This window comes from Streptococcus mitis NCTC 12261 (assembly GCF_000148585.2).
GTDB classification, from domain to species: domain Bacteria; phylum Bacillota; class Bacilli; order Lactobacillales; family Streptococcaceae; genus Streptococcus; species Streptococcus mitis.
This window is the reverse complement of record NZ_CP028414.1, coordinates 1-12277: the sequence shown is the minus strand read 5'-3', so window position 1 is coordinate 12277 and position 12277 is coordinate 1. Positions and strand designations below refer to the sequence as shown.

The 12277-nt window shown below is 34.8% G+C and carries 12 protein-coding genes; all 12 read right to left on the bottom strand.

Features of this window, described 5'->3' with window-relative positions; all coding sequences use genetic code 11:
* Positions 1–2 precede the first annotated feature (2 nt).
* The 12 genes from hpt to dnaA all read right to left on the bottom strand — a co-directional run bounded on the left by hpt (position 3) and on the right by dnaA (position 12159).
* Positions 3–545, bottom strand: coding sequence for a hypoxanthine phosphoribosyltransferase (gene hpt / locus SM12261_RS00055; protein WP_000892173.1), 543 nt, complete (start codon positions 543–545; stop codon positions 3–5).
* Positions 546–549: 4 nt separating this feature from the next.
* A complete protein-coding gene (gene tilS, locus SM12261_RS00050; RefSeq protein ID WP_001209052.1) occupies positions 550–1827 on the bottom strand; it encodes a tRNA lysidine(34) synthetase TilS in 1278 nt (425 codons plus the stop codon).
* Positions 1824–3092, bottom strand: a complete 1269-nt coding sequence (locus SM12261_RS00045) for a serine hydrolase (protein ID WP_004255257.1) — start codon at positions 3090–3092, stop codon at positions 1824–1826. The genes tilS and SM12261_RS00045 overlap by 4 nt, the downstream gene beginning before the upstream one ends.
* Positions 3085–3207 carry an SP_0009 family protein gene (locus SM12261_RS09665; protein ID WP_000429334.1) on the bottom strand — a complete coding sequence of 41 codons (123 nt, stop codon included), beginning with the start codon at positions 3205–3207 and terminating at the stop codon, positions 3085–3087. Before SM12261_RS09665 ends, SM12261_RS00045 begins: the two co-directional genes overlap by 8 nt.
* A gap of 4 nt (positions 3208–3211) precedes the next feature.
* Positions 3212–3580 (bottom strand): septum formation initiator family protein, encoded by a 369-nt coding sequence (locus SM12261_RS00040; RefSeq protein WP_000041905.1) that lies wholly within the window; start codon positions 3578–3580, stop codon positions 3212–3214.
* A complete protein-coding gene (locus SM12261_RS00035; RefSeq protein WP_001234978.1) occupies positions 3573–3839 on the bottom strand; it encodes an RNA-binding S4 domain-containing protein in 267 nt (88 codons plus the stop codon). Before SM12261_RS00035 ends, SM12261_RS00040 begins: the two co-directional genes overlap by 8 nt.
* A 57-nt stretch (positions 3840–3896) precedes the next feature.
* Positions 3897–7400, bottom strand: coding sequence for a transcription-repair coupling factor (gene mfd, locus SM12261_RS00030; RefSeq protein WP_000258124.1), 3504 nt, complete (start codon positions 7398–7400; stop codon positions 3897–3899).
* A complete protein-coding gene (gene pth / locus SM12261_RS00025; protein ID WP_000163936.1) occupies positions 7401–7970 on the bottom strand; it encodes an aminoacyl-tRNA hydrolase in 570 nt (189 codons plus the stop codon). It abuts the gene before it with no gap.
* Between the two features lie 73 nt (positions 7971–8043).
* A complete protein-coding gene (ychF, locus tag SM12261_RS00020) occupies positions 8044–9159 on the bottom strand; it encodes a redox-regulated ATPase YchF (protein WP_001218713.1) in 1116 nt (371 codons plus the stop codon).
* A gap of 84 nt (positions 9160–9243) precedes the next feature.
* On the bottom strand, positions 9244–9438 hold the full coding sequence (locus SM12261_RS00015) for a DUF951 domain-containing protein (RefSeq protein WP_000285186.1): 195 nt from the start codon (positions 9436–9438) through the stop codon (positions 9244–9246).
* 64 nt (positions 9439–9502) lie between these two features.
* The gene (gene dnaN / locus SM12261_RS00010) at positions 9503–10639 is read right to left on the bottom strand and encodes a DNA polymerase III subunit beta (protein WP_000581174.1); all 1137 of its coding nucleotides are present in this window, start codon (positions 10637–10639) and stop codon (positions 9503–9505) included.
* A 158-nt stretch (positions 10640–10797) separates the two neighbouring features.
* Complete coding sequence (gene dnaA / locus SM12261_RS00005; RefSeq protein ID WP_000660620.1) at positions 10798–12159, bottom strand: chromosomal replication initiator protein DnaA; 1362 nt, start codon at positions 12157–12159, stop codon at positions 10798–10800.
* Between the last annotated feature and the right edge of the window lie 118 nt (positions 12160–12277).

Here is a 12277-nt window from a genome sequence, read left to right as displayed (position 1 = left end):
TTCTAATTTGAATATACTTCTTCTTTCAATACTCCAACATAAGGAAGGTTACGATAATTTTCTTTGTAGTCTAAACCATAACCTACTACAAACTCATTTGGAATAGTAAAGCAGGTATAGTCAGCCTCAATTTCTACAACACGTCCTTCTGGTTTATCCAACAAGGTTGCAATGTGAACAGAAGCTGCTTCTCTTGCAATAAACATATCTCGCAAATTCTTCAAAGTTTGACCTGTATCAATGATATCTTCTACAAATAAAACATGTCTTCCTTTGATGTCTTGAGTTACATCTTGCTTGATATTGATGACACCGCTACTTGCTGTTCCACCATGATAGCTAGAAACCATCATGAAGTCCATTTCAATATGTGTGTCGATATGTTTGACTAATTCAGCCATAAAAGGAATAGATCCTTTTAAAATCCCAACTAAGATTGGATTTTTTCCTGCATAGTCTTTAGTTAATTGAGCACCTAATTTTTTAGCAGCTTCTGTAATTTCATCGTGTGAAACGAGGATTTTTTTAATATCGTTTTCTAACATTTTTTTACCTATCTATTTTTTCTATATAAAGTACAGTGTTCATTATATCATTTTTCGTGTTTTTACTCAAATTACTGGTCGCAATTCCCAAAATTGAGACAATTTCACCAAATTGCTCAATAATCAGAGCTGATTTTCGCTTTTCCATAGGGATTTTCAAATCAATAAATAGACGTCTGAGTTTTTTTCTATGCCCATTTTGAATCAAAAAATCTCCTGTTTTCCGATGACGAATGTGTACTGATGTTTCCCGTGAAACAGGTACCTGCTGAATTAATTCACCATCTAAAGGAAGTCCAAAGGAAAATAAATATCCTTGATAAGATACCTGATTTTGATAGTGTAACACAAGTTCATCTTCCTTTTCATCAGACTGAGGACTGATTTTACAAATCCGAAACTGTTGATACTCTTTTACTAATTCATAACCATTTTTAAGCGGATGACGATACTGGCTTTTAGTTTTTAAAATTTGTCTAACTTCTTCAAACTGAGCTTTTGTAAGATTCAAATCTGGAAAATGATTCAGATAAGTTTGAAGTAAAACTCTTTGTGTCGACTCAGAGTAAGACAATAGCTGATATAAATTTTCTACATCAATATTTTTTGATAATTCAGCTATAGCTAAGTCATAATCTAAAATTTCATTACCGATACTTAAGATTGCATCTCTAAATCTAGGATTTTCTTTTTCTAATTCTGGTAAGTATGAGTTTCGAATACGATTGCGAAAATAATGATTTTCCTTATTTGATGTATCTTCAAAATGAAAAATTGATAGGAAGTCTTTTTTCTGAAAATGCAAGAAGGGACGAATGATTTCTATCTCTCCGACTACTTGCTTCTCCTTAATTCCTGATAGATAGCGCAAACGAGTTCCTCGAATCAAGCGCATCAAAATCGTTTCCACCTGATCATCAGCATGGTGGGCAGTGACTAAGGCTGTCGCACCTGTCTTTTTCATGACCTCTTGAAAAAAATCATAACGAAAATTTCGTGCACGCGCTTCTGAAAATTCTCCTGAAAAATTGCTGATATAAATAGGAAGCTCTGCTTCAGCAGCTAACTTCCTTAATTCCTGTTCTTCCCAATCTGATTCTACTCTCTGCTTATGATTCACATGAGCTAGAATCAATTCAATTTCTAACTCTTTTTGATACGTAGATAACACCTTAAATAGAAACATAGAATCTAATCCACCAGAAAGAGCTAGAACCACCTTAGCATGCTTTTTGAAATATCCCTTCTTGAGAAAATGATTTAAAAAATCTTGTTCCCTCATTTTAGAACCTCATAAACATCTTTGGCTATCTTAGAAATCGTATCATAATCAGAATTTTTAGTGAAAATAGAAAGAATAAATGGAGAATCTGCATAGACAACACCTGTATCATGCTTAAATTCATCCGCATCTCCAATTTTATGAGCTACTTTAACAGAAACACCTTTGGCAATTCTCTCATTATCAAAATCTGTTTTAGTCAAAGACTCCAATACAAATCCATTTTGATTATAAATTGCCTCCATAACCTTCCCAGCCATCTTAGAAGAAATCAATTTTTCTTTGGAATCCCAATCATCTCCCATAATAGCAGACATCTTGGATTTGAATGTGGCATCAGATTGGTTTGAAATGTAATATCCCAATAGATTATGAGCTACATTATCAGATTCTTTTGATACTTTCGTAATTAAATCCTTTAGAGAATACTCTTTATTATCCTCTTTTTTAGGAAGACTACCACTTCCTTCTGGTTTATAGGAACCAGGAAAATCATTGACTGCAGATATGTATTTTACAGTCGTATCTAACTGATAAAGACCTTCATTTATTTTTTCTTGCGTATAATAAAGATAAGGGAGTTTCAAAACACTAGCCGCATACATCTTTTCATCTTGATTGATACCAGCTTCTTTTCCAGTAGTCAGTTGCTTAACATAAATAGAAAATGAATCCTTCTGATATTTTTCCGATAACATTTCTTGGACTTTACTCATCCGATTATCTTCTTCAGAAGTTGATTCTTTAGCTACCCATCCAGCCTGATCAATATGTAGAAATTCTCTTCCTTCTACAAACATGGTCTTATCAATTGATACTTGCGAATAAGCTGATAAGGATGATTTCACTTCTTTTAAGTCATAAGGACTATTGTACAGTTTAAAATCAGATTCTAACCATACTTTTTTTATTGTTGGAGTTACCTCTGATTGATCATATAAAAATCGTTTGTCCGCAGCTATAAATTGATGATTTGATAGCTTAAATACCGGAATTCCTTGTTTATTTAAGTGCCACTCGGTTATTTGAAAACTTGTTTGGGGAGTCAATTTTCCAGATTCCACTACTAAATCTTCATTCGCATAAACAGGAACCTCTCCATAAACCATGGGAGAACTTAATTTTTCTCTAAAATAAATACCAAAGTCAGATTGTGAAAGGTAATAAATTTCTTTCGAAGTATAGACGACTTCTTTTTCTGTGCTAACGACTTTTGAAATAGTCAAAAAACTCGGTAGCAACAAAATAATTAAGAACTTACGCATTCTTCCTTTCCTTTTCTTCTTGTAAACGCAATAATTGATTTTTATCAGCCAACTCTTCTAGTTTTTCATCCGATAGACTCAAAAATTGCTCTATTACATCTAATAAATTTTCCATTTTATCACCTTGGGAGCAAGTCAGGAATCGTATAAACAGCTTCCCGATTCTTAGAATAATAATATTTTGCACGCATGTATTTAGCAGCGTAATCTTCATCTTTCAACTTTGTAGCAAAAGCTGTCTCTTTCTCCTTTTCCTCACTTAAGGTTTGATACTGAGTTTGCAAGTCTGATAACTGTTGACGTCTTTGGAGTAATTGGTGATAACTTTGAGCAAGATTATAAGTTGGTAAAATGAACAATAAAATCATCAAAATAAGAACCCAACCCATGAAACGATTACGTTTTTGTCGTTCTTTCATCAGATAGCGACGACGTTGGTGTTCATTTTGAATAAAAGAATTATTCAATTGTACGATATTTTTAGACATTTTCTTCTACCCGTGTTTCACTGATAATTTCATACATGCCTGCTGCATCTTCTTTTTTTGTACTATCTTTCATCTCCAGTACTTTTACAAGTAGCAACTTATTTCCAAATCGAATTTCAACTTGGTCATTAACTTTCAAATCCGTTGAACTTTTTGCCAAGATTCCATTTACCTTGATTCTACCTTTATCTGCTACTTCTTTTGCGACTGTACGACGCTTGATAATTCTTGATACTTTTAAATATTTGTCTAATCTCATTTTTATTACCTCAAATTATTATTGTACCATTTTTATCCCTTTTATAGAAGAAAAATGTTAAAGGGAAATTGCTTCCTTTGATTCTTTTATCTCTAATAAACTTTCTCCAAAAATGAGCAGACCTTCTAAAATTTCATAGTCCTTCTTGTTTCGGATGTCAAATACAACTTCCATTAATCCCTTATTCTCAGTTATGGCTGCTTTTAAATTCGTTGCAGATAAAGATTTAAAATAATCTTGAGCCAAAAACAATCGCTGAGTGACTTTTTCAAATTGTACTGTAATCTTATTATCTTTTCTTTCCACACGTTGAACAAAGACCTTGTCAAGATAAGACTTAACCAAACCAATCTCTAAAAGATAGGCTACCACGTCTGGGTACTCTCCAAAGCGGTCCATCAACTCTTCTTGTAACTCTTCATAGTTGGCACGGTTGTCAATTTGACGAATTTTCTTGTAAATTTCAATCTTATGTCGTTGATCAGAAATATAGGTATCAGGAAGATAGGCATCAATTTGTAAAATCAACTCAGCATTCCCTTTGGTTCTTGTGTTCCCATTACCATGTCGTTTAGCAATAGCTTCCTCCAATAATTGCGAATACAATTCAAAACCAACAGAATCAATGAAACCAGACTGGGATTTCCCTAAAAGATTTCCTGCTCCGCGAATCGAAAGATCTCGCATTGCAATCTTAAATCCGGAGCCCAATTCTGTAAATCCTTTGATTGCTTCTAATCTCTTTTCAGATACTTCACTGATTGATTTTTCCGGACGATACATGAGATAAGCATAAGCAATACGATTACTACGACCAACTCTTCCTCTTAACTGATACAAGGTTGACAAGCCCATATGGTCCGCATTTTCAATAAATAAAGTATTGGCATTTGGAATGTCCACCCCTGTCTCAATAATGGTAGTTGTCACCAAGATATCATACTGACCTTCAATGAAATCTAGTAGAGTATTTTCTAACTGAATCTCACTCATTTGCCCATGAACATACCCAATTGAAGCCTCTGGAATCAACTCCTGTAATTTTGAAACCTTCTGATCAATTGTGTCAACTTTATTGTAAAGATAGTAAACTTGACCTCCACGCTCCATTTCACGCAAGACAGAATCACGAATGACACTATCATTCTTCTCCAATACATAGGTTTGAACAGGATAGCGATTAGTTGGAGGAGTTTCAATAACAGACAAATCTCGGATTCCCAGCATAGACATGTGAAGGGTACGAGGAATTGGCGTTGCTGTCAAGGTCAGGACATCTACTTGTTTTTTCAGTTCTTTCAAGGTTTCCTTATGCTTGACACCAAATCGTTGTTCCTCATCAATAATCATCAAGCCCAAATCAGCAAACACAACATCTTTTGACAAAACACGATGGGTTCCAATCAAAATATCAACTTGACCGTTTTTCAATTTTTCAAGTGTTTCAGTCTGCTCTTTTTTACTTCTAAAGCGACTCAACACATCAATATTAACTGCAAAATTTTGGAATCGTTCCTTAAAATTCGTATAGTGCTGTTGCGCTAAAACCGTCGTCGGAACTAGAACGACCACCTGTTTGTTATCATTGACTGCCTTAAAGGCTGCACGCATTGCAACTTCAGTCTTTCCAAAACCAACATCCCCAACCAATAGCCTATCCATTGGCTGAGAATCTTGCATATCTCTCTTGATTTCCTCGATACTACGAAGTTGATCATCCGTTTCAACATAAGGAAAAGCATCATCAAAAGCATCTTGCTCTTCATCATCAGCTGAGAAAGCAAAGCCCTTCAACTGACTACGCTCAGAATAGAGTTTGATTAAATCGTCAGCTATATCCTCTACCTGATTCTTAACTTTTTGCTTAGCCTTTTTAAAATGACCATCATTTAACTTATTGAGTTTAGGAGCTTTCCCGTCACTTGAAACGTATTTGGAAAGTAGATGAATCTGTTCTACTGGGATAGAGATTTGATCACCATTTTGGTATTGGACACTGACATAATCGCGGTGTATCCCTTTGATTTCAATTGTTTCAATCCCTAGATATTGACCAATTCCATGGATATGGTGAACAACGTAGTCCCCTTTCTCAAGTTCATTATAATCTTTTAATCTCTCTGCATTTGAAACATGTTGTCTTCGAAAACGACGTTTTAATTTCTTTTGAAAAATCTCATGTTCAGTAATCACCAGAATTTTTTCATCTACAAAATGAAAACCATGTCTGAGATTGCCCTCGATTAAGTTTACAGATTCTTTACAGATACTTGACTTATCTCTAGAGTCCAATTTAATCTGGTATTCCTCTAAAACATCCTCCAATGTTTTACTTCCCATTGAATTGCTAGATTGCAGAATAATAGTGTAGTCCATTTTTTTGTATCGTTCAATTTCTTCTTTTAGAAAAGAAAACTGATTGAAAAACTCTTGCATGGGGTATTGATTAAATTGATAAATGTGATCAAACTTGAGATTTCCTAAGCCCTTTTGCAGATTGGAGAAAAAGGTAACTGGACTTTGTTTTTTATAGTTTTGCTCTGTATCTGCAAAATACTGCATCTCAGAAAATGATTTACCATTCTGTAAATCTTCTGTAAAGTATTGCGCTAATTCTCTTTCAAATGCTTCATACTGATTCATCAATTTCTGGTAATCATCAAAGAATATTGGTGTATCTTTTTCAATATAATCAAATACAGTCCATGATTTCTCATAACACAAAGATAAAAACTTCCTAGAATCTAAATGCATTTGTTTTTGATGAAAACTTGAAAGAATTTCTTCTAAGTATGATTTTAAAATAGGTGATAACGTTTTTGAAATTTGTTTTTCTAAAGCTGATTGTCCTCGTTGATAATCCTTTTCCCTCAAAAGCATATCACTAGCTGGAAAGATAATGAGTTCTGTCTGATTTTCTTTCGATAATTGTGTTTCGACTTCAAATGACCTAATACCATCGACTTCATCACCAAAAAACTCAATTCGGTAAGGTTCCAACTGGGATATTTCAAAAATATCTAAAATATCTCCTCGCAGACTAAATTCGCCTTGAGTTTGTACTTGTGTAACTTTTCGATAGCCTATCTCTTTTAACTGATGGATAAGTGCGTGTTGGTCATATTCTTCACCAACTGTTATTTTTACAATACTATCTTTAAATGCATTGGGAGACGGTAAAATCAATCGACTTGCTGCGATATTACAAACTAAAATCCCTTTCTTAGATGAATCAGTCAAAAAACGCAAGGCTTCAACCAGTGAAATGATTTTTTCTTGTGAAGACATCAAAAACTCGACCATAGGGGAGTCATCTACCAAAAATGGATAGACAAGTTCCTCACCCAAGATAGATATAAGATCACTAACAAGTCCTTCGGCTTCTCCATAAGTTGACGTCAATAACACAATCTTATCTTCCTGTCTCAAACTACTAGCAATTGCTAAAGTTTTTGTAGAAGTTGACAAGCCTAAGATTAATTGTCTTTTCTTATCTGTCAGATTTTGATGCCATTTTTTTATCTGATCATTTTCTGAGAATAAATCTAATAAGGTCACCATTTATCCGTTATACCTCTGCATCGTTTTTTCAAAGTTTTTCTCTTGTAAATAGTAGTTTACAGAATCGTCAACTTTGTCAATAGACTGTAAAATACCAATATAATCATCCTTGTCAAAAGTACTCAAAACATGGTGAACAACTGACATGCCATTTTTAGGTCTTCCGATTCCAATTTTAACACGATTAAAGGTTTGGGTTCCAATATGTTGAATAATAGACTTGATACCATTATGACCACCTGCTGAACCTTTTGCTCTTAAACGAATTTTCCCAACTTCCATGTCAAGGTCATCGTAAATGATGAGTAAATCTTCAATATCCAAACCATAATAAGTCAATAAAGCATGAACCGCTTTTCCACTTTCATTCATAAATGTCGTTGGTTTGACAAGATAAATTTTTTCTCCATTTAGGAAAAAGGATGCTAGGTCAGCTTGAAATATCTTATCGTGTGTAAAAGTGACATTCTGTTTCTTCGCTAGTTGGTCAATCAACATAAATCCAACATTGTGTTTGGTCTCAAAATATTTATCTCCTGGATTTCCTAATCCTACAAGTAATTTGGTCATTTATTTTTCCTTTCAAAAGCCAAAAGGGTTGGAATTTTTTTCCAACCTAATTGACACTATTTGTTAAATATTATTAGACATTAAAGCGGAATTCCATGATATCGCCATCTTGAACGATATATTCTTTTCCTTCTTCACGCAAGCGCCCAGCTTCTTTTACAGCCTTTTCAGATCCGTATTTCACTAGATCCTCATATGACATAGTTACTGCACGAATAAATCCTTTTTCAAAGTCTGAGTGGATAATACCAGCTGCTTGAGGAGCCTTCATACCACGTTTAAAGGTCCAAGCGCGAACTTCTTTTTCACCAGCTGTGAAGTAAGTTCCCAATCCAAGTAAGTGGTAAGCTGCACGAGTCAACTTGTCAACGCCTGACTCTGTCAAACCAAGTGCTTCAAGAAACTCTTGCTTATCTTCTTCGTCTAACTCAGAAATTTCTTCCTCAGCACGCGCAGAAATAACGACTACTTCAGCATTTTCTGTCGCTGCGAATTCACGAATTTGTTTAACATAGTCGATAGAGTCAGGTTCTGAAACAACATCCTCATCCACATTGGCAACATAGAGCACTGGTTTAGTCGTCAAAAGGAAGAGACCTTTGACAACTTTTTGTTCTTCATCTGTAAATTCAATAGTTCGAGCTGATTTTCCATCTTCTAGGACTGGTTTAATCTTTTGAAGAACATTAAACTCAGCTACTGATTCTTTATCTTTTTGCGTACGTGCCATCTTTTCTACACGCGCATAACGCTTATTAACTGATTCTAAGTCAGCAAGAATCAACTCCAGGTTAATAGTATCAATATCTGCAAGTGGATCCACAAAAGCATCTTCACGTCCTTGCTCGCGCATCACATTTTCATCATCAAAAGCACGAACTACGTGAACAATCGCGTCTACTTCACGGATATTAGCCAAGAATTTATTCCCTAGCCCTTCTCCTTTTGAAGCTCCTTTTACAATTCCTGCGATATCTGTAAATTCAAATGTTGTTGGAACTGTCTTTTTAGGAGTGATCATTTCAGTCAATTTTTGTAGGCGTTCATCTGGAACCTCAACCATTCCAACGTTTGGATCAATCGTCGCAAATGGATAGTTTGCAGCCTCTGCTCCTGCTTTTGTAATTGCATTAAATAGTGTTGATTTACCAACGTTTGGCAAACCAACGATACCTGCTGTTAAAGCCATATTTTCTCATTCTCCGTTTTCATTTCAATCCCTAATATTATAACACAAAAAGGGAAAACTTGCTAACCCTCTAACTGAGGGGTTTCAGTCAATAATTTTATTCATTTTTCGATCAAAATCATAGCGCCCCATCATGACAACATGGTCACAATTGCTACATTTAATTTTGATATCTGCTCCTACACGTGTAATTTCCCAACGATTGGCCTTTTTACCTGTTGACTTGATGGTGCAAGCATGTGGTTTTTTCATTTCAACAAAATTTCCAACTTGATACATACTACTCTCCTTCTCTTTTTAGATTATATCATAAAAGAGGCGAGCCAGGCTCAACCTCTTTCACTTAATTTGTACGAACTGGTGTAATGAGCTGCATGAAGTCTTCATCAGTGTCTGCTGGCACAAGAGTAAATGGACGAACAGCTGAGATAAAGCTAATGGTCACCTTTTCGCTATTTAAAGCCTTAAGAGAATCAATCAAGTAAGTTGGGTTGAAACTAATAGTCAAATCTTCACCAGTCACCTGATCAGTATCGATTTCTTCGTTTACTTTACCAACTTCTGGAGAATGAACATGGGCGCTAACAATACCACCTTTAATTTCAAGCTTCACAGTACCATTTTGAGTCGCACTTGATAAAAGGCGAGCACGCTCCATTGACTGACGTAAGTTTACCACATCAAAAGTAATAGTAGTGTTAAAGTCTGTCGGAATCAAGCGATCTGTATCAGGATAGTTACCTTCTAACAAACGAGTATAGAAGCTAATATTTTCGCTTCTAAAGAGGATTTGATTGTTGGCAAAGAAAATCTCTACAGTTTCAATATCATCTGTAAATACTGCTGAAAATTCGCGTAGAGAACGGCTAGGAATCACGACATCAAAATCATCACTATTTTTTTCAAGAGTCAATTTTTTCTGGCTTAGACGATGAGAGTCTGTTGCAACTGTTTTTAACTCTTTGTGTTGGCTCAATACAAAATGAACACCTGTTAAAATTGGACGACTTTCTTGTGTACTTGCAGCAAAAGCTGTTTCATTGATAATTTTCTTAAGTAATTTTGTTTCAAGAACCAAAGGAGTGCTTGCTGAAATTTCTTGGATTCGTGGATATTGCTCGCTATCTTTTCCTTTTAGGGTAATTTCTGATTTGCCACTAGTTAAAACAATTTGGTTTTGTTCAATTTCTTTAAAATCAAGAGTCACATCAGGTAGACTAGATACCACATTGATGAAGAAAGAAGCTTCAAGAAGGATCGAACCTAAAGAAGTAATTAACAAACCAGCATCTTCATTTTTTTGAGAAATAAAATTTTCAATTGAAATTTGACCATTTGAACCAATTAAAGTAACACCTTCATTGGTTACGTCAATTTTGACGGTTGATAAAATAGGAATGGCATTTTTAGAGCTAATAGCTCTCTTAGTAGTATTTAAGGCTTGTAGAAATAAATTTTTATTAATTGAAAAATGAATCATGGATTCTCCTTTATTTATTTTTAGTATTAGAAGGATAATAGTAATAATAGAGTCTGTGAAATCTGTGGAAAACAGACTTTAAACAAGTCATATCAAGTTTTTGGGCTTGTTTAAAAAATGTGGATAAAAAAGATAATAAAGTAAAAGTTATCCACAAGTTATTTGATTTTCTTTTTGATTGATTCAATTTCTAAACGTAAATTATCGTCTTCATCAATCAAAGATTTAATTTTGGCATGGGCATGAATGACTGTTGTGTGATCTTTACCACCAAATTCCTTCCCAATTTTTGGAAGACTATTATCTGTTAGTTCTCTAGATAAATACATGGCTACTTGACGGGCTAACACAATATTTTGAAGGCGTCTGCTTCCCTTCATTTCTTTGACGCTGACACCATAAAAGTTACCAACTTCATTTTGGATTTTATCAATTGGGATGACGAGCATTTGGCTAACATCTTGTTTGCGTGCCCTAATAGCCTCTGCAGCGATATCGATAGTGATATCCTTAATCTTCTTCACTCGGGCGATTAAAGTGATGTCGTTTATTGCTCCTTCAAGTTCTCGGACGTTTGAATCAAATTGACCAGCTAGGTATTCTAGGGTATCACTTTGGAAATGGTAGTCTAAATTCTCTGTTTTGCTTTGTAAAATGGCAATACGTGTCTCAAAGTCAGGTGGTGTGATATTTTGCGTCAAGCCCCAGCTAAAGCGCGTGACAAGTCTTTCTTCAAGGCCCTCTAAGTGTTTAGGGCTACGATCACTAGTCAGAACAATTTGTTTTTGATTGTTATGGAGAACATTGAAAGTATTGAAAAATTCTTCCTGAGTTGCAACTTTTTTTCCACTCAGCGATTGAATATCATCAATTAACAAGAGATCGAGGCTACGGTAGGTTTTTTTGAACTTATCCATTTCACCCAGTCTCAGATGTTCAAGAAAGTCGTTTATAAAGCTTTCAGCAGGAATGTACTTCACACGCGCATCAGGAATATTTTTCAAAATCTCATTCCCAATGGCATTGAGTAAGTGAGTCTTACCAAGCCCAGGTCCTCCATAGATAAAAAGAGGATTATAGGTCAAGGCCAAATCTTCAGAGACAGCCAGGGCGGCTGATACTGCCCAAACATTTCCATCCCCTTGGATAAAATTATCAAAGGTATACTTTTCTTTTAATCCAGTATCCGAATAAGGAATAGATGCTAACTTTGGACTATAGTCATAGAGAGTTGAATTTGGAGCTTCTTCAACTTGTGGGATAATCGTATCTTGAGGCTTGGTAAAAATATAGTGGGGAGTTATTTCAGCATCATAAATCTCAAAACCAGCTACTACAATGATATCTTTTAGTTGTTTTTTCCAGACCATTTCCATTTCAGATCGTGGTAAAAATATAGTGGCAACATTTTCTTCTACCTTAATGAGTTCAGCTTGAATAGCATAGAAATCATACATGGAACGAGTTAGTCTTTCTTGTGCAAATTCTAATATACGATTCCAAAATTGTTTTTCTTTCAATCCTTTCTCCTCCTTTACTATTTAAAAGTTTAATGCTAGATTTATTTTACCATAGATAGCAAGAATTTTCCACAAGCTGTGAAAAATAATCCACAATGTTATCAAGTTTTATCCACAG